Source organism: Pseudoalteromonas sp. SR44-5 (assembly GCF_014163675.1).
GTDB lineage: Bacteria > Pseudomonadota > Gammaproteobacteria > Enterobacterales > Alteromonadaceae > Pseudoalteromonas > Pseudoalteromonas rhizosphaerae.
Genome location: NZ_JACJDT010000029.1, coordinates 38,375 through 57,697, shown reverse-complemented (window position 1 = coordinate 57,697; position 19,323 = coordinate 38,375). Strand labels below are relative to the sequence as shown.

The window sequence follows — 19,323 nt, the reverse complement described above, 5'->3', positions numbered from 1 at the left end:
CCACATAAAAAGCGCAGATAAGTACTGTACTTTATACACGTTCTGTTGACGGAGTTATTTGAGCAAATTATAGTCATTGATATTGGCTAAGAGTAATAATTAATTGACTGCTCACATATTCAAGGATATGAGCGACGCGCGTATATTGTTCCACTTAGCTTTGTTTAAAAGATATTAGAAAACTTAATGATAGTAATATCTTAGTTAATTTGTTAAAAATATATAAAGTATAAATATAAGTGTGGTCGGAGCAGAAATATCCGCCCTTCGCGCACTATAAAATTGTTATACAAAAAGGCTAATTCATGGATTGTGTTGTTAAGCTGAACATAAGCTATATATTAAAAGTATTGATCGGTAAGCTTGTGAGTGATTCAGATTCATGGATGGATTTAAAAACATCTGAAGAATTTAACTTATGGATAATGTTAGAAGATGGTCTCAAAGATAGAATAATATGTGAAAAACAATGCATGGGCTGTTTAGATTATCATTTAGTTAACCGTATTTTTTATGACTTCATTGAAAATATTAAAATCATCAATAATAAAAATACAGATCTTATCAATTGCTTATCAGATAAGTTCTCTTTAAAAAATGAAGAAGATCCTGTAAGTCTTGCTTTTGAATTGATATCAAACCCAGTATATGTCGAGAGACAACTTGATGAAAAAGCTCACCATCTGTACAAGCAGTACGTAAAAGGAGTCGAGCAAGTTCACTCTGCTTTAGCGGTAGGGTACTGTCAGCAAAGAATGACAGAGTTGCATGATATCATAATATCTAATTCCCATTTTGGTGAGATGCAATCTTTAAGCTATGAAGATTTTGAAGTTAGTCCTACTCTGAATACTTTCTATTTGGATCAAAATTTCGTTAGCAAGTGTGTTAACGACAAGAATTTTATGCTCCAAGTGGAAAACTATAAGAAAAGATCAAAATCCATTTTCTTATCTAGTGCATACTTGATTGAAGATGGCATAAAAATGAATAGGGTATTCCTTAAAAGTTATTTTGAACTGTTATTTGAATTAACTAACAACATATTAATTGCAAAGCAGGATCGACATCTTAAGTTTTTTAAAGAACAGATTGATTCAACCGTCGAAAGAGTTATTCTTTGGCTAGAAACTACTCGGGCGGCTGAAGGTTTAAAACTATACAAATCTTTATATAATAATTATGCATATCCTATGTTTAATCGTAAAAGTAATATTACAAAAACCTTAAATAAGGACATAAAAGTATTTTTTGCAGATATTGATGATGATTTTCATCCAGAGTCTTTTGATATGGAGTTTAATAGTCATAATATCATTCATGGGATAATGATAGGTAAAAGTTATCAATTTACAATTCAAGATATCAAAAAAGGGCATGTTACTTTTGATAGTGATTTCGATTGTATGAATAAGATTGAACAATTATCCGAATTAATGGATCTTATAAACTTTGAAACAGAATCAATTAAAGATATCAAAAAAATAAAAAGTAGCTATCAAGATACGGAACACTTAAAACATGCTTGGAAAGCTGATTATTTCATAACTGATGATGTCAAGTTAATAAAACGAGGCGAATATATTTATGCTTTGCTAGGTATTAAAACCAAGTTTTTAAAGATTAGTGACTTTAAAAAAACGATGGTAGAGTTTTACGCACATTGATTTTGCATAATCGGGTAGCCGGAGGTTTCTAACCTTCAGCCCCCAAACCACCCATAATGCACTTTTTATTAACAGGAAGTGCAATGGGCGGTTCATCTCCCGTAATAAATATTATCCAAATATCTCTCAATGACACTAAATCTTGTAAAGCTAAGTACTCATTGCCCAGCGCAATGTTAATTCCTTTTTTTAGCCCTTACTCACTCAAATAAGCCACGCAAACACCTGTAATACCTTTGTAAAATGCAATCAAAACAGCACCAAGCACTCTTTTTATATTTAACATGAAAATTAGTTATCGATTGAATCAAAATAGCAACTCGGCTATGGTTAATGCATCAATAAAAATAAATTTTAAACGAGTAATTCTACAGGCTCGTTAACCATGATAAGGATCTATGATGAGCCTGAAAAATCACTTTGAATTGCTGGCGGCCTATAATCAGCGGATGAATTTAAAGGTGTATGAGGCTTCGAGTCAGCTCTGTGCAACTAATCTGGCCCAAGACCGTGGGGCCTTTTTTGGATCCATTCTCGGAACTCTTAATCACATCATTGTTGGTGATACTATCTGGCTAAAACGGTTTGCTACCCATCCAGCCTGCTTGCGGTCTTTACAGGAGGTAGCTGATATTCCAAATCCAAAGAGCCTGGATCACATAACCTTCAATGACATTGGTAGCCTATCGGAGCACCGGTTCTGGTTGGATCGGATAATTATCAACTGGACAGCCGAGCTATCTGAAAGTGATCTGGATTTCATTCTCAGCTACCAAAACACCAAGGGGATCTCCGCTACCAAACGATATTCGAGTCTAGTTCTTCATTTTTTTAACCATCAGACTCATCATCGTGGCCAAGTTTCTACATTGCTATCGCAGGCAGGCGTGGATATTGGGGTTACTGACCTGTTGGCTGAGATTCAGGAGGAAACGCATGCATAACAAAGCGAACATGCTTTTGAGATCACCGCAATGAATCAAGAATTAAGACTATTGGAAGAAATCCTAAAGAGAAATAGCGAAGATCCTGACTCAATTGATATTGAAAATGAGGTCGATCATTATTTCTTCTTTGATGGAATTAAGAATGAAGAAGATCTCGATGAAGCATCGAGAGTTTTTGATGAACACGAAGAGATAAGGAATAGGCTTTTAAATATAGTAAGTGAAACTGACTCTATATCTAGGTGGGGTTACAGAGTACCAAAGAGTGAGCAGATTAGGTGTGATGATCAGGAACTCAAGAATTTAGTCTCCTTACACATATCGAGTCTTCGACCAATCCTTTTAGAGGAAGACTATAATGCCGAAATTATTGCCTTTATTGATAGCGGCTTTCAAGTTGAAATTGCTCCATCAGGTATAGAATTCCCTGATACATCGGATAACGAACTATTTGGTGTCCTTTATGAAGCGATTGGTGAGTATTGGATTGATAACTTCCCCTATGACAGGGAGCATTATGAAGTCTTAAAAAACTGGGCAATCTACCTTACTAAGTGTGACGAAGTTGCAACTTATTTAATGTGGCCTTTTTTGTCGAACGAAAAAGACCTAGCCCCTTGCACAATGGATGCTGGTGCTAAATTATGGAAGCTTGGTTGTAGAGATCGATTTTGGGTTAAAGATTTAGACTACGTAAGTAAAGTAGTTTATGTAAGGCCACCATGGCTAGACGAATAACCGCACATAATCGGTTAGCCGGAGGTCTCTAACCTCTAGACCACTCGATTCTAAACGCCTATTTTTGGTACTGGTGATATCACATGCTATGGCGAGTCGTTGGCTGATAAGCATTGGCTATTAGGTAATAATATCCCCAACTTCGTGAGTCTAGAATCTGTGTTACTCTAAAGCGGAGTTTTTCAAGTTAGTTGTCGCCTCAAGTTAGAGGCGACAACATTCTGACACAGGGGGCTACTAACGTCTTGATAATTATGTATGTGAGAATGCAGTATAGATAAAAGCCCAGATATAATTTCAAATGAGCTTTATTGTGTGAGTCTGTTAAAAAACGAGAACGAATTTATTCAGAATACGCTTTAATTAATTTATACAAAGTTACTTTTGTTTTAAATATGCTGGCATCATCGTGACGAAAAATACACAGCGTTTTACTATTGTGTCTATCTAAAAATAGCAAATCACCTTCGGTATTTTTACCAATAGTGAGACTTGCAGATAACATCAACATGGACCAACCGTGCCCTTTTTGATCATAAACAGTCGGACCTAAAACATCTTTTAATGTGTTTGCATATGCTTTTAAGGCGCGAACTTCGCTAACTTCCATGTCATTTATGTTAGTTAACTCAATCATCTTCTCAAAACTTAACAGTTCAAACTCTTCACCTTCTACGGTAACGGTTCTCTCTTTTTCTTTAATGAAGTTACAGTAATTTTTTGCAAATAAATTCTGCGCCAGATCAACTGTTTGTAAGATTAAATTTTCATCCATATATATCCTTATTGAATATTTTTAGAGTTTTGCTTTGGGGTGTTAGCTGATTTTGCAAAAGTATTGATAGCCTAAAAGAACAAAAGACGTCAAATATTATCTTCAGACATCAAAATAATTGACCCAGCCCTTATTGCACAAAACGTTTAATATCTTATCTATAGCGCAGTGTCTCTTAACTTCGATGTGAATAATTCACTTAAAAATATTTTGCATTGATGTTTTTTACAAACGCAAGCGCGAGATAAACTCGCGCTTTCTGTAAACGCCCTAGTACCTAATTACCTAGAGCCTAGCACCTAATTACTTATTAAATCGCTGGGTAACCAATGCGATCAGACAAGTAACCAACACTGGTGGCAAAGTAATATGAGCGATTCCAATGCATTAACGCTTTGTAATTATCATAAGCTAAATACATACGGCCATTCATATCATCAGGCATAACCAATGCCGCCGTTACATCTACGGCTGGTAAATCAGTACCATCCATTTTACGTACACCTAAAGCTTGCCAATCAGCTAACGAACGCTCTGAATCAGCCCAAAACTCTAACCATTGAGTACGTGTTTTAGTGCCACGTTGCAATACATAGCTAGGTTCGAAGCTCTGTGGTAACTTAATTTGACGACCCCAAGTAAGATCACTATTCCAGCCAGCTTGCTTTAAATAGTTAGCTATTGATGCAAAGGCATCAACTTGGGTAGTCCAAATATCTTTTCGACCATCTTTATCATAATCTACCGCGTAGGCATTAAATGAGGTTGGCATAAATTGCGTTTGCCCCATTGCACCTGCCCATGAACCATTGAATTTATCTAAAGTAATGTGCCCTTCCTTTAAAATATCAAGCGCGGCCCATAGTTGGTTTTTATACATAGTTTCGCGACGGCCATCAAAAGCCAGCGTGACTACCGATGAAATAACGTTGTGACCACCTTGGATTTTACCAAAATTACTTTCAAGGCCCCATAACGCAACAATAAAGCGTGCCTGCACGCCGTACTCGGCTGCAATTTGTTCTAAAATATCTTTATTTTCAGCGTATAGCTTTCGTGCACGGTCAATTTTCCATTGTGGCACACGCTTTGGTAAGTAAGTCTCTAAGGTTTCTTTAACTTCAGGCTGATTTTTATCAGCAGAAATTACCTTTTCTTTAAAGTGTGCTGTAGCGAAAGCATCTTCAATTAATTGACTATCGTAGCCTTTTTGTGCTGCTTCTTGTTTTAAACCTGCAACATATTCATCAAATTGTGCTTGGGTCTTGGCCAGTGCCGATGTACTGATACAGGCACTACATAAAATTGCAGCCAATTTAGTCATTATATGTTTAGTCACTATCAACTCCATTTTGTTTTCTATGCTCAGCTAGTAAGTTAGCTTCAGGTGGCGGTAACTGGAGATAAAACCCGACATCAGTTAATGATTTCTCAACTAAACTTAAATCAGCCCCGCCTAAATGCGTTCGTTTTGCTAAATTAATTAACATTACGTAATGAGGTTGACCGAACATAGCCATTAAAGGTTCCGGTACCTTGCTAAAATCATCTCTTTTTTCTACAAAAAGGAAGGTATCCGCTTTTTTCTTACTTTTATATACCGCAGTCAGCATTATGACCCTATAAAATCTTGCTTAACAGTGCTGCACACTATAACATGAGAGTCATAATAAGTTAGAAAAATTAGATTAGAAATTTCACCTTATCCATATAAACACAGGCCTTATTCAGCCTGCGTTTATCTAAAATTGATTTCTGATCACACTATTCAATTGAGCGTGTATGTCGGACCAAACTTTTGAGCTAAAAGGGAATCTTTTTACGTTATCAGTTTTACATCTTTATAGTACTGATATAAACCTGTTAGCTGAGCAACTGTATATAAAAATTGCCCAAGCCCCTCGTTTTTTTGAGGGTGCTCCTATTGTTGTTAATTTAATTGAGATAAAAAATAATCTTGTTGATTTTGTTCATCTAAAGTCTTTATTAGAACGAATGAACTTTAATGCTGTTGGAGTCTGTAATGGCTCTGATGAGCAACATACGCAAGCCAAAGCCGCTGGGCTCTCAGTTTTAAATTATTCACAAGACGTTAAGAGTGAACCTGTTACAAAGCAGAGTAATACTTCAATTGTTGAGAAAACAGTTTACTTACCTGCCCAAGTTATCAATGGCACAGTGCGCTCTGGTCAACAAGTGTATGCTAAAGACCGTGACCTAATCGTTATTGGTGCGGTAAGCCATGGTGCAGAAGTGATTGCTGATGGCAATGTACATATTTATGGCACATTACGTGGTCGCGCAATAGCAGGCGCACAAGGTTACAACGAAGCACGTATTTTTTGCCAAAAATTAGAAGCAGAACTTGTTTCTATCAATGGCAACTACTGGATCAGCGATTCTCTGCAAGGTGAGTTCTGGGGCAACGCTGCACAAATCCAACAAAAAAATGAATCATTAGAAATTTCAGCTTTGGTTAAAGGATAAATCTTATGGCAAAAGTCATTGTCGTTACGTCAGGTAAAGGTGGTGTAGGTAAAACTACATCAAGTGCTGCAATTGGCACAGGTTTAGCACTTAAGGGCTATAAAACAGTCATTATAGATTTTGATATCGGTTTACGTAACCTTGATTTGATCATGGGCTGTGAACGTCGTGTTGTCTATGATTTTGTTAACGTTATAAACGGTGAAGCAAATTTAAATCAAGCACTTATCAAAGATAAACGGGTAGATAAATTATTTTTATTACCTGCTTCACAAACTCGCGATAAAGATGCTTTAACTCGCGAAGGTGTTGAACGCGTATTAAACGAGCTGAAAAAAGACTTTGATTATATCGTCTGTGATTCGCCAGCAGGGATTGAAGCCGGCGCTATGATGGCAATGTACTTTGCTGATGAAGCAATTGTAACAACGAACCCTGAAGTATCATCAGTTCGCGATTCAGACCGTATTTTAGGTATTTTGCATAGCAAATCTAAACGTGCTGAAGAAGGACTTGAAAACATAAAAGAACATTTATTACTGACTCGCTATAACCCAGAGCGAGTAGCCCGAGGTGAAATGCTGTCAGTTGAAGATGTGCAAGATATTCTTTCTATCGAATTGTTAGGTGTAATACCTGAATCACAAGCGGTATTAAGTGCATCAAACTCAGGCCAGCCAGTTATATTAGATACAGAGTCTGATGCTGGACAAGCTTATGCCGATGCAATTAATCGCTTATTAGGTGAAACAGTCGAATTTCGCTTCTTAGATGTAGAAAAGAAAGGTTTGTTCAAACGGATATTTGGAGGTTAACGTGTCACTACTTGACTACTTCCGCTCAGAAAAGAAAAATACAGCGTCACTAGCAAAAGAGCGATTGCAGATCATTGTTGCGCATGAGCGCTCACAGCGTGGTACACCTGATTACTTGCCACAATTGAAACAGGATATTCTTGATGTTATCCGTAAATACGTCAACATCAGTAATGACGCGGTTCAAGTCCAATTCGATCAAAACGAAGATGACTTAGCGGTATTAGAACTCAACGTCACTTTACCTGACGAAGAGAAAGAAAAGAAATAACTAAAAGGGCGCTATTACAGCGCCCTTTTCACATTTTAATAGCATAAAAAATCTAATGTTTATTTTAACTACTTAGCTTCATTATTTAATTAAAGTCTGATTAATAAACCTTGCAATTTAAATAAAATAGGCATCCCAACTAAAGAATACCCTTTAAATTTATATTATAAATTATAATTTTTAGAAACTATAATTAGCACCTAAATAAAAACGTCGTCCTGAATACTGGTTATAAGTAAAGCGATTACTTTGTTTCCAATAACCTTCCTCAACTTCCTCAGTTAAGTTAACCACAGAGGCTGTTAATGACAACTGCTCAGTCAAACTATAAGCCGCATTAACATCTAACTGGCCATAATCTTTCGTATACATGTTGTAACCTTTATGGATGCCATTTGCACGATCATCTTTCCAGTTATAAGATGCCCTTACACTAAAGTCATCATTTTCAAAATACACTGAAAGATTATATTGGTGTTTGGCTGTTCCTGGGATTTCAGCATCTGTTTTTTGTCCATTCGTTGAAACTTGGCTGGTGCTTGTATCTGTAAAAGTATAGTTAGCTAACACCCCAAAGCCACTCTCGAAAGAGTGTTGAAAAAACAACTCAACCCCTTGTGATTGAGCGTCACCACCGCCAACTTTAGTATTCATTTCAACTTCTATGGGGCCATTACAACAATCATGCTCTCGTTGAACTATTTCAACAGCAGAAATGGGCAAATTAGCAATATCTTTAGTAAAGTATGTAGCACCTAGTGCTGAGCCTTCACCGTAATACCATTCGATACCTAGATCGAACTGATCAGAAATCATTGGATCTAGGCCTGTATTTACAGATGTACCAGTTCCTCGCCCTGTCCAAGAGTCTGGTGAGTTTATATTAACAGGAGGACCATATGACTCAGCTTGGCTCAGGTCAGAATAGCCTACACGAGACATCGTTCTGGCAGCAGCAAATCGAACAACAACATCTTCATTCGCATCCCATGCAAGGTTAAAGCTTGGTAATAATTCACCATCATCGCTGCTGCGTTCATTAGGCGTAGTGTCATTATTATCTTGACCAATAACATCATCATACGTAAGCGTACTTAAATCGGTATTGACATAGCGTACACCGAGATTGCCGCGAAAGTCCTGCCACTGGAAATTACTTTGCGCATAAACAGACCAAATATTTTCTTCTAGTGTATATGTCCCAGCTAAAGATGGCACAACGGTTTGCGTAAAGTTATTGCGTAGATAACTATCTAATGCAGCAAAATCAAATGCTAAAAAGTTAAAAGCGCCAGTGTTTCCGGCACTGTTATCTACCACGGTATTGCTTACTAACGTTTCTGGATCAGGATGAAAATCTGGGTTATGAAACCATTCGTTTCCGGACAAATAACCACGGTAACCACCGTTATCAGCGATGCCATCATCCCAACGAAAATCATTTTTAATCCCCTTAATTTCATGATTGCGGTATTTAGCCCCAACAAAAAAGGTAGTAAAAATCCCTGTATCGATATCAAATTGCAGATCAGCTTGTGCGTAATCTTCAGTATCTTTATTTTCAGAAGAGTAGGAATCAAACCAGTCATAATATTGATAAGCTTGTTTATCAGACGCTAGATCGGTTGATACTTCATAGCTTGGTTTACCACCCACGGTTGACCACAACCAGCTATTCACAGATCCTTGGCGTGCATCTATATTAGCATAAGTTTCACGTGAAGTTCCGCCTTCAGCCTCTGTATGGCCGATTTTAAAAGTAGCAGTAAATATATCCCCATAATATTTGGCTTCAAAATCAAAACTATCTGATTTAGAACCACCGATCCTTTCTCTCCCTGTTAATTGAGGAGACAATAAGCCACGGCGAACGGCTACGCCATTATTGACATCAGCATCTCCCCAGTTATTATCATTAAGTAAACCATTATCTGCATTACCGTAAGCTACAACCGTATCACCGTCTAAAACAACGCCGTAATAGGGGTTATGATTGTCATTCCATTCCGCAAACAATACGCTCTGCGACGATGAGTCATAATCTAATTTTGCACCAAAGTAGTTCAGGTTTAAGTCTAATTTATCTGTAGGCATCCATTGAATAGCGACTTGATAACCATCGCGTGTGCGATCTTCTGTTGAGTTACCTGCACTCATTGCACGAGGTGCCCATACATTGTTGTAAACTTCGCCTGTTGCTTGGTCAACAATGGCAGGACGCTCTGCCCCTTCGACTGTGTCAGAATGAAAGCGCCAGTGCGAAGCATTATTAGTAATGGTTGTTACCGTTTTATCTTGGCGAGTAAACCCGGCAAGTACACCAAAATTTGATTCATCATTTTTCCATGAATACAGCACATTCACTTGTGGTTTGGTGTCTTCAGACACATCATCATAGGTTGCCTCTAGACTAAGTGCGCCTGAGTTAGCCTCCATATCTAATGGCTTGCGGGTGTGCAATATAACAGTCCCACCAATCCCCCCTTCATCTATACGCGCTTCTGCACTTTTAAATACTTCCACACTACTAATCATACTGGATGGCAACAACGTATAATTAAAACTTCGAGTGGGCACATCAGCCCCAGAAGAAGCAATATAATTGCCATTTAACTGTGTGAGGGTCCAATCTGGTGATGTGCCACGAATACTCACTCGACTGCCTTCACCACCGTCACGGTCAATCAATACACCTGAAACTCGTTGCAATGAATCAGCAACATTTTTATCTGGAAATTTACCGATATCTTCAGCTGTTATCGCATCAACAGTTGCATTAGAGAGTCGTTTTATTGCTAAATTTTCAGCAGTTGAAGAACGAATACCTCTCACTTCAATCACTTCAAAGTCATCGTTATTTTGATTATCTTTTTGATCTGCATACGCGACATTGCAGGCAGCCATTAATGCTAAAAATAATACTGATCTATTAAATTTTCGTGAAAGTTCAGTTGATTTATTAATGTTACTATAATCAGCCATACCAATCTCCATCATTGTGTGTGTTATATTTCACTCAGTAAATTTCTAGTTACGTCGAGTGATTTATTATATCTTTACAGCCACTAACTCATGCGGTTAATAAATTGTAAAGGTCACAGTTAGGATAAGGTTACTGTATATAAAGTGATAATATATTTTCGGTGTGAATCAGTATAAAATCGGCGTAAGCCACAATAAAAAACAATTTAAACGGTAAATATTCACCCTTTACTTTATATAAAATTATTCAATAAAAATCATAATTAAAAATTTCGTTGCTTCCTTAATAATTCACAAAATACTCGCCGCATCTAGTAATTTACTTCCTGTCTTAGAGGTTACTGCATAATTAAAACCAGGTTGAATACAATAAGAGCCATATTCACCAGATTTACTCAAGGCTAAAAAACCGACTTGAAACTGTTTATAATCACCCAGCTTGTGGGCAATTCGCTCAACTGCAGCCTTGCACGCTTGAGTAGGTGTCATACCTTGGCGCATCATTTCAACTACTAAATGGCAGCCTACCGTTTTTATCATCAACTCGCCCATGCCCGTTGCCGTTGCAGCACCGACTTCATTATCAACGTACAAACCTGCACCTATAATGGGCGAATCACCTACTCTGCCTGACATTTTAAAGGCCGCGCCACTAGTGGTACACGCCCCAGATAAATCGCCACTACTATCAAGCGCTAACATGCCGATTGTGTCGTGGTTTTCAATATTGATCACGGGCGCATATTTTGATTCCACCAGCCAATCTTGCCAGGCCTTTTTAGCTTGCGGGGTTAATAAGTTTTCTTCTATAAACCCTTGTGATTTAGCAAATTGCAGCGCCCCTTCACCTACTAACATCACATGCGGGGTGTTATCCATCACTAACCGGGCAACCGAGATGGGATGCTTAATATGTTGTAAACATGCAACAGAGCCGCAGTTTTGATTTTCATCCATAATGCAGGCATCGAGGGTAACGTTCCCTTCTCTGTCTGGATAACCACCATATCCTACTGTCATCACATTCGGGTCTGCTTCAGGAATTCGCACACCGGCTTCCACAGCATCAATGGCTTTACCATGCTCAGCAAGTACCTGCCACGCGGCTTTATTAGCCGCTATACCATGTTGCCACGTTGAGACGACGATAGGCTTATTAACTTTACTTTTAGCTACTGTCTTAAACGGTATTAATGCAACAGCACTTGAAATAGCTGATAACTTTAAAAAGTCACGTCTGTTAGTGATCATTATTGTTCCTCATTAAATTTGCGAGCATCGGCTGTAAATCAAAAGCAAGCGATTTAATTTAACCACGACTTGCATATAGGGTTGGTATATCTGTTTAATCTTTAACTGAGCGTATATTTAAAGACTGTTGAAAACGTTCACTCCAATAATGAGTTCGTTTTAAATAGTAATCAGCAGCTAAAGGGCCGTAATCAAGATACTTATAGTCACCCACTTGCTTCTCAATCGCAGGCTCGATCTGAGTCCCTTCGTGCCATTCATTAAATGAGGTCACTCCGATAAAGGTTGGAGCCACTGCAATTGCTTTTTTAAACATCGTGTCGTAGTACTTTCCAGCTTCGCGTGCTCTGAAGTTTTTTTTGTTCCACGGACGAATTCTATCGTCTGCATACCCAGGACCGACACTTGGAATAAATAGTTTATTATGTTGCTTTGCCCACTTAGCTAGGTATGGCCAGTTTTTAGTGGTACTGCCATAAACAAACCCATCAACAGCAAAGTAGGTATAAAAGCCATCCATACCACTGTTTAAAAAGAATGACTCCTCACCTTCATCAACCCACAGCCCTATAAAGTTAGCATCATACGTTTTACCTCTGACTGTTAATTCGCCTTTTGGTAGCAACACCTTCTGCCATTCACTGATTGGCATTTTGTATGAGTCATAAACATAATATAATGGCTTGCCTTGGTAATGATATAAAGCGGGATGTTGCCCAAAGCGCTGGTCTAGCTGTTTTACTACCTGTAAAAATTCAGCCGCACTGTGATAGATAGGTTCAATATGGAAGTTAACTTTAAGGCCGATTTTAGCGGCTTTATCCATAAAAACTGGCACTGAACTGGTACCAAAATCGCTATCGCCCCACCAGCTTAATATAATTACGCTAACTCCTGCTTGTTTCATCATCGCTAAATGGGTATCCATAAGTGCTTCGTCGTTTGCACTGTAAGTACCTAATTCAGGATAAAAATTAGCACCAATGTCATCGCCGCCAGGGTAGCCTTTACGTCCAACAATAGGTTGATCACCGTAAGGTAATACCTGATGATTCCAGTGCGCCCATTGACCATCAACTTTTAAGTTGCCATACCAACTGTAATAAAATATATGCAGACCACGCTGTTGTGATCCGGCTGCAGATCCAGCAGTCACATAAAAACTGCATAATAAAAAGCTTATTAAGATGGCCGGGCACCTTATTAATCGTGAAAGTTTATTCTTAAACAACATATTATTTACCTTTTCACCTAAAAACAGGCAGCTTGAAGCGCTATTTAGCACCTACAAGCTACCAAACAATCAAAACTAAAATGGTTGCTGTGGGCCTATTAGTTCAAGTTCAGAAACGTGAACTTGCTGAGCATCACCATTGTTAGCACTAATACTTAAGCGATATAAGCTAAAGGCAAAACCATTCCCTATTGTAAAGAGACGTCGTTGATTCAATTGTTCAAATTCCTCGTCTTTAAAGCTCGCTATTTCTAACCATGTTTTACCGCCATCATTTGAGCCTTGTAAGGTGAAGTTTTTCGGATCTTTGTTGTTACTATCACTGCCATTCGTGATTGCGATATTAGTGACAATCTGTGCTTGAGGTAATGCAACATCAAGCCATACAGGCATAGTTTCAGTGGCTGCCGTCCATACCGTCGCTTTATCATCATCCGTTGCATTACTTTCTACCACTCCCTCTTGCTCGCCAGTACCTGCAAGGACTGATGAGGCAGTTGCAGAATGATCAACTGAAGCAACCTGCGGACCTATTAGCTCGATCTCTGCTATTTGCATCAGCGTATCGTCGCCACGGTTTTTAGTTATATTGAAGCGATAAAAACTAAAACCTAAATCGTTAGTAAAAGTGAAAACACGTCGTTGAAAACGCTGTTCAAAGTTCTCACCTAACCAAGCACCAAGTGTGATCCAATTTTCACCATCATTTGACGCTGCTAAGTTAAAGTTTTGCGGATCGCGTGAGTCAGCATCGTTTGCACTTGTTAGTGCCAGCTTATTAACCGCTGTCGTAGTAGTGAACTGTACCATTGCCCAAGATGGATTTTCAGCGCTTGGCGCGCCAGTCCAATCATTATGGTCCAACCATTTGCTATCAACATCACCATCGAACGCTTTAACACCCGCCTCACCATCACCAATCTGATTACGAACAGTAATTATTGCATCGGCTGATAACGCATGATTTAAATCTGCCACTTTAGGTCCTACCAAGGCAATCTCAGCAATTTTTACCCCAGCGCCAGCGGCGGTTTTAGTTATGCTTAAACGATAGCTAGAAAATGCCAGTGTATTATTGGTCGCAAACGATAACCTTTCACCACGACGTTCGAATTTTTCATCTGAATAATCAGCTAAATGAACCCATGTTTGCCCATCATCATTACTTGCAGCAAGTGAAAATGTAGCGGGATCACCATCTGCGTTTTGAGCATCTGAGATCAGTACTAACTTATCAACGGCAGCGGCTTGTGCGAGCGTAGCTGTTATCGAAACGGGTACTTCAGTTGAAGGCACATCAGAGACCCAACTTGTGTCGTCATTATTATCAAATGCCAGTGCATAACTCTCACCTGCACTTGCAGATATTACAGCACTGCCAATTGGTTCTGCGTGATCAACACTTGCATTTATAGGCCCCACAAAAGCAATCTCTGATAACTGCATTAAACCATCATCACCTCTATTTTTAGTGATATTTAAACGATATGAGTAAAATTCTAAACCATTGTCAAAACGAAACTCACGTCGTTGGAAACGCTCATCAAAGTTCTCACCAATAAATTTAGCCAAGGTTAGCCAGTTTTCGCCATCGACAGAACCTTGAATATTAAAGTTTTGAGGATCTCGAGACTCAGCATCATTAGCACTCGTAATGAACACGCTATTAACAGCATGTTTTTCAGCGAAATCAACTTGGATCCAAGATGGGTCTTGCTCACTTGGCGCACCTGACCAATCATTATGATCAAGCCACTTGGTGTTCGTGTCACCATCAAATGCTTTACTTTCAGCTTCGTTGTCACTTATGCGATTACGAGCTGTGATCGTTGCTGTAGCAAGATTTTCAGCATTGGTAATTTCTTTAACAGGGCCACTAGATGCGGCACTTTCAAGAAAAGGGAGCGCAACATCAATGACATCCTCAGCTGATAGCGCTAATTTATCTAGGTAAGGAAAACCAGCAATGGTTTTCAACATTCGCTCACGCAATGGCTGTAAAGCGACTACATCCCCGTCATTGGCTAAGTTAATCGCGCTAATAAGTTCGTTAATAACACCCGCGACAGTTTCATCTTTACTAATACTTGCAAATACTGCGTTAGCTAAAGAAAGTTTAATAATATTAATGTCGGCCAATTGGTCAATACAATTACCTTCACTATCGCAATCTTGGCCTACTACAAAATTATCGTAGCTTTCGGCACTGATCAATTGGGTTTTAAATACATTGGCTTTACTGTCGATCCCCAGTGCTTTTAGTACTAAACGCGAGTTATCCGATAAAGCTAATTCATATAACTCACGCACAGCAACATTTAAACCATTGACAATACCTTGCTCAACTAAGTTAGTAGCGGTTGTAGTTAAAGCATTTACTTGAAAATTAGCGTCTGCTACGCCATCACTTGTGGATGCGAAAGGCACATCAACATATGTTAAAGTCGCTAACTGCAGGTCAGCAATCTCAGTGCCACTGATCTGTTCACCGATTAGGTGTTCAGCACAGCTGGGCGCATCACAGATCATCGTTGAGTTAGCATCCGTATTAACGGTCATCTTAAACATACCGTTAATACCAAAGCCTTGTTGACTTTCTATGCTCAGATTTACCATACCAGCAGCATCGGTTTGACTATTAGACGTCACCTTAATATCTGAGCCATTCATTTGCTTTACAGTGACCGTTGCAAAACCTAATGTCCCTTTCACTGCACTACCGGTAATATCAGCAGAGGTAATATCAATTTTTGCTGGGATATCAGTCGGATCCGGATCATCAGCACCACCACATCCTGATAGGCCGATCATTGCTACCAGCATAATGCTAGATATTTTACTAAGTTTGGGCTTATTCATGTTTATTCCTCTATACGATTTTGGTTATTTGTTCCGTCTCACCTTGCGCTATTAAAAGCGGTAAGTTGCACCTGCGTAAAAACGACGACCACTGTATGCATTTTGAATAAAGCGGTTTTTAGTATCGTCACCTAGATGCATGTAAGTATCTGATTGAGTGAGGTTAATAACGGAAGCAGATAACACGAGAGCATCAGTCAAGTTATAACTTGCATTGACGTCTACCTGATCATAGGCTTCATTGTAATAGTTCATTTCCCATGAGGCGTTGTAGCCTTGAACCGTTGGACCGCGCTTATTGTATGAGGCGCGAACACTGAATAAGTCATCTTCATAAAATACCGATAAATTCATTTGGTATTTAGAACTACCTATCAAAGGTGACTCTCCCACCTTTTCGCCATCAAGCTCTACATTGGCTTGATTAGTGTTATTGCGGGTATAATTAGCATAAAGACCAAAGCCATTATCAAAGAAGTGTTGGATAAAAAACTCAGCCCCTTCAGAAGAAGCATTCGTACCATTAGCTACAGTGCTAAAATCCCTAACTGCAAAATTGTCGCCACTGACATTTACTTGCTCATCACCTGCGTTAGGTAAATTAAATGAAATGTCCGGTGCACTGCGGGTAACATCAATTATTAAAGGCACAACAAAGTTATCAACATCTTTTTTAAATAACGCAATACCAAAGCCAGAGCCAGCTCCGTAGTAGTATTCTAAAGACATATCAAATTGGGTTGACTCAAATGGCGCTAGCTGGTTATTACCACCGGATCCTGTCCACCCTTCGCCATCAATAATTGCATCAAAATTGTCTGCCGATGAGCGATCCGTTGAGTATTCATTCGACGTGTACGTTAAAGTCTGAAACTGGCCTAAATCATCATAACCAGGACGAGCCATGGTTTGTGATGCCGCTCCACGTAGTACCCAGTTGTCATCGATATCCCAGACTATATTAAAGCTGGGCAGTACCTTTGTTTCTGTACTCTCTTTTTCAATAAAAACAAAGTCTTCTACACGTTGTTGGTCGATTGGTAATTCATTGCCATTGTCGTCCTTCCAATCTAATCGGTAGGTGATTTTATCTGATGATCCGGTGGTCGTTTTGGTGCGCACTACGCGTACACCCAAGTTACCCCGTACTTGTGAAAAACGATAATCAGCTTGCATATAAGCCGCTGTAATTTCTTCTTCAACACTATAAACATAGTTAGGTTCTATACGCGTATAATGAACAAAGTTTTCATTTAAATGATCTTGGTATTTATGCCAGTTTACAGCTGGGAATAAGTTCGTATTAATTACATCAGACAAGTTACCTAATGAATCTGAATAAATTAAATCTGCAATATCCGGTATGCCGCCATTTTTAGAATAATCATCATCTAAATCAATGGTGCCTTCAGCTTCACCTTTTGCTATATCAAAATCTGGGGAGAGATAAAAGCTGTTGCGAGTATCGCGATGAATTTTACCTTTGCGATATTTCGCACCAAAATGCAACGTTTCAATTACGCCATAATCCACAAAATAGTCAAAATCAATCTGTCCGTAATCTTCTTCTTGAGTACCGGTCACAAAACTAGAATCGGTGGCTGTTACATCGGGTTCGCCACCAATGCCTGCAGCCAAGTTACTGATCATACTTGGATCCATATAGGTGGTCATGCGCCCATCAGAAAAATCGTAACCATAGTAAAGCGAGGATTCATTTGCATAATAAGCGGCACGATACTTTTGTGAAGGGCCACCTTCAGCTTCGGTATGGCCCAGCACTAGTTTAACGTTGTAATTATCACCTTCGTATTTAGCATAAAAATCATATGTATCAGAGCTGGATTCTTCAATCGTATATTCACCATTAATACGTGGAATAGGAGAAACAGCCTGAGTGCCTGATGCACCAACAGAGTAGTCTATACCTGTAACAAACTGAGACTCTTCATCAACACGGACATCGGTCCAGAAATTATCGTTATTGTTCCATTCTGGGTATTCTAATTGATTTAAAATTGAGTCTTGGCCCAATTTAAAATTAAAATAATTAAAGCCAAGCTCTAAGTTACTAGTTGGTCGCCATTGAGTAGTAAACTGGATCCCAGTTCGATTTCGCTCTTCGTTTAAGACTTCCTGAACCATACTTTGAGCAGCATAACCTTGCGCCCCGTCTTCAACCATTTGATTATCTTTCATTTCAGAATAAAGATAATTTTTATTCATGATATTGATACGCGAGCTTTGTGAGCGATTAGTGCGGTCTTGTTTTGTATAACCCACTAAAACCCCAAAGTCTTCATCATCATTTTTCCATGAATAAATACCGCTAAATTGAGGTTCATACTTATCGGTAATATCAGAATTACTGGTTTCAAAATTAATGATCCCAGAGTTTTTATCCATATCTAGAGGCTTACGGCTATACAACAAGACCGTACCGCCGATTCCGCCCTCATCAAGGCGAGCTTCTGAAGATTTATATACTTCAACGCGTTGGATCATAGTTGCAGGTAATAATGCGTATGAAAATGAACGCGATGGTTCACCGGGCGACGATGCTATAAAGTTGCCATTTAATTGGGTGAAGGTTAAGTCCGATGATAAACCACGAATACTGACAGAGGCGCCCTCACCGCCATCCCGTTGTATAATGACCCCTGGCACACGTTGCAATGAGTCCGCGACATTCTTATCTGGGAACTTACCAATATCTTCTGCGGTAATGGCGTCAACGGTTGCATTAGACAACCGCTTAATCGCTAAGTTTTCAGCTGCCGAGGCGCGAATGCCTCTAACTTCAATTACTTCTAGGTCGTTTTCTGGTGCTTTTTGTTCTTCTTGTGCGTATACGCCATGACAGTTTGCCATCAACGCTAGCAGCAATGCAGATTTCTTAAACCGCCGTGCAAGATCCGCCGATTCACGACTGTTCTTATTATTGGTCATGTTTATCTCCAGTATTATTGTGTGTGGTTAGTTGTGTTAAAGCACTTTAAAACCCATGATAATCCCTGTGGGTAAACCTTAAGGCATTTCAGAACTGGGTTAATAGCTTGTTAAACTGCTTTTCAAGAATAGGGTTCTGTCGAAGAAAGTGATAATAGAAATTCGGTTGCCTCTAGGACAAAATCGGCGTTAAGGTTAAAAAAAGATCCAATCAGTGCTGAGCTAGTTTATAGTCATCAACTTAAATTAATGGCATATAAAAACACTTTTCATATTCATGAAAAGTAAAAAACAAAAATAAACAACTGATTTATAACTGAGTTTTATTTATTCTGATAGTATCAACTA

General features: G+C 38.9%; 14 protein-coding genes. 6 read left to right on the top strand and 8 right to left on the bottom strand.

The annotated features are described in order from the left end of the window. The first annotated feature begins 305 nt into the window (after positions 1-305). The 3 genes from H5154_RS15095 to H5154_RS15085 all read left to right on the top strand — a co-directional run bounded on the left by H5154_RS15095 (position 306) and on the right by H5154_RS15085 (position 3,352). Positions 306-1,667, top strand: coding sequence for a hypothetical protein (locus H5154_RS15095; RefSeq protein WP_182718796.1), 1,362 nt, complete (start codon positions 306-308; stop codon positions 1,665-1,667). A 398-nt stretch (positions 1,668-2,065) separates the two neighbouring features. Next, positions 2,066-2,611, top strand: coding sequence for a DinB family protein (locus tag H5154_RS15090; protein WP_310736619.1), 546 nt, complete (start codon positions 2,066-2,068; stop codon positions 2,609-2,611). Positions 2,612-2,641: 30 nt separating this feature from the next. After that, entirely contained in the window at positions 2,642-3,352 is a 711-nt protein-coding gene (locus H5154_RS15085; protein WP_182718795.1) for a hypothetical protein, read from the top strand. A gap of 343 nt (positions 3,353-3,695) precedes the next feature. On the opposite strand, the gene H5154_RS15080 is transcribed toward H5154_RS15085, so the two are convergent. The 3 genes from H5154_RS15080 to H5154_RS15070 form a co-directional block, all read right to left on the bottom strand. Next, positions 3,696-4,127 (bottom strand): hypothetical protein, encoded by a 432-nt coding sequence (locus tag H5154_RS15080; protein WP_182718794.1) that lies wholly within the window; start codon positions 4,125-4,127, stop codon positions 3,696-3,698. Between the two features lie 310 nt (positions 4,128-4,437). Further along, positions 4,438-5,454: a lytic transglycosylase domain-containing protein gene (locus H5154_RS15075; protein WP_149980391.1), complete on the bottom strand. Its 1,017-nt coding sequence runs from the start codon at positions 5,452-5,454 to the stop codon at positions 4,438-4,440. 4 nt (positions 5,455-5,458) lie between these two features. Further along, a complete protein-coding gene (locus H5154_RS15070) occupies positions 5,459-5,740 on the bottom strand; it encodes a YcgL domain-containing protein (protein ID WP_145235637.1) in 282 nt (93 codons plus the stop codon). A gap of 169 nt (positions 5,741-5,909) precedes the next feature. Here H5154_RS15070 and minC point away from each other — a divergent pair, with 169 nt between their 5' ends. Genes minC through minE form a run of 3 tightly spaced genes read left to right on the top strand, consistent with a single transcriptional unit; the run spans position 5,910 to position 7,700 of the window. Then, a complete protein-coding gene (gene minC, locus H5154_RS15065) occupies positions 5,910-6,614 on the top strand; it encodes a septum site-determining protein MinC (protein WP_145235640.1) in 705 nt (234 codons plus the stop codon). A gap of 5 nt (positions 6,615-6,619) precedes the next feature. Beyond that, positions 6,620-7,429, top strand: coding sequence for a septum site-determining protein MinD (gene minD, locus H5154_RS15060; RefSeq protein ID WP_149980230.1), 810 nt, complete (start codon positions 6,620-6,622; stop codon positions 7,427-7,429). A gap of 1 nt (position 7,430) precedes the next feature. Continuing rightward, positions 7,431-7,700 carry a cell division topological specificity factor MinE gene (gene minE / locus H5154_RS15055; RefSeq protein WP_145235646.1) on the top strand — a complete coding sequence of 90 codons (270 nt, stop codon included), beginning with the start codon at positions 7,431-7,433 and terminating at the stop codon, positions 7,698-7,700. Between the two features lie 180 nt (positions 7,701-7,880). Here the strand turns inward: minE and H5154_RS15050 are convergent, their stop codons facing one another. From H5154_RS15050 to H5154_RS15030, 5 genes are all read right to left on the bottom strand, one after another. Beyond that, positions 7,881-10,682: a TonB-dependent receptor gene (locus H5154_RS15050; protein WP_182718793.1), complete on the bottom strand. Its 2,802-nt coding sequence runs from the start codon at positions 10,680-10,682 to the stop codon at positions 7,881-7,883. Between the two features lie 291 nt (positions 10,683-10,973). Further along, positions 10,974-11,933, bottom strand: a complete 960-nt coding sequence (locus tag H5154_RS15045; protein WP_149980228.1) for an isoaspartyl peptidase/L-asparaginase family protein — start codon at positions 11,931-11,933, stop codon at positions 10,974-10,976. 94 nt (positions 11,934-12,027) lie between these two features. After that, positions 12,028-13,089, bottom strand: coding sequence for an alpha-mannosidase (locus H5154_RS15040; protein ID WP_310736618.1), 1,062 nt, complete (start codon positions 13,087-13,089; stop codon positions 12,028-12,030). A gap of 153 nt (positions 13,090-13,242) precedes the next feature. After that, positions 13,243-16,026, bottom strand: coding sequence for a discoidin domain-containing protein (locus H5154_RS15035; RefSeq protein WP_182718791.1), 2,784 nt, complete (start codon positions 16,024-16,026; stop codon positions 13,243-13,245). A 51-nt stretch (positions 16,027-16,077) separates the two neighbouring features. Continuing rightward, on the bottom strand, positions 16,078-18,975 hold the full coding sequence (locus H5154_RS15030) for a TonB-dependent receptor (RefSeq protein WP_182718790.1): 2,898 nt from the start codon (positions 18,973-18,975) through the stop codon (positions 16,078-16,080). Positions 18,976-19,323 lie beyond the last annotated feature (348 nt).

Excerpts from the sequence above, each read along its gene's own strand:
- H5154_RS15095 (WP_182718796.1), top strand. The coding sequence starts at position 306 with ATGGATTGTGTTGTTAAGCTGAACATAAGCTATATATTAAAAGTATTG.
- H5154_RS15090 (WP_310736619.1), top strand. The coding sequence starts at position 2,066 with ATGATGAGCCTGAAAAATCACTTTGAATTGCTGGCGGCCTATAATCAG.
- H5154_RS15085 (WP_182718795.1), top strand. The coding sequence starts at position 2,642 with ATGAATCAAGAATTAAGACTATTGGAAGAAATCCTAAAGAGAAATAGC.
- H5154_RS15080 (WP_182718794.1), bottom strand. The coding sequence starts at position 4,127 with ATGGATGAAAATTTAATCTTACAAACAGTTGATCTGGCGCAGAATTTA.
- H5154_RS15070 (WP_145235637.1), bottom strand. The coding sequence starts at position 5,740 with ATGCTGACTGCGGTATATAAAAGTAAGAAAAAAGCGGATACCTTCCTT.
- minC (WP_145235640.1), top strand. The coding sequence starts at position 5,910 with ATGTCGGACCAAACTTTTGAGCTAAAAGGGAATCTTTTTACGTTATCA.
- minD (WP_149980230.1), top strand. The coding sequence starts at position 6,620 with ATGGCAAAAGTCATTGTCGTTACGTCAGGTAAAGGTGGTGTAGGTAAA.
- H5154_RS15050 (WP_182718793.1), bottom strand. The coding sequence starts at position 10,682 with ATGGCTGATTATAGTAACATTAATAAATCAACTGAACTTTCACGAAAA.
- H5154_RS15045 (WP_149980228.1), bottom strand. The coding sequence starts at position 11,933 with ATGATCACTAACAGACGTGACTTTTTAAAGTTATCAGCTATTTCAAGT.
- H5154_RS15035 (WP_182718791.1), bottom strand. The coding sequence starts at position 16,026 with ATGAATAAGCCCAAACTTAGTAAAATATCTAGCATTATGCTGGTAGCA.
- H5154_RS15030 (WP_182718790.1), bottom strand. The coding sequence starts at position 18,975 with ATGACCAATAATAAGAACAGTCGTGAATCGGCGGATCTTGCACGGCGG.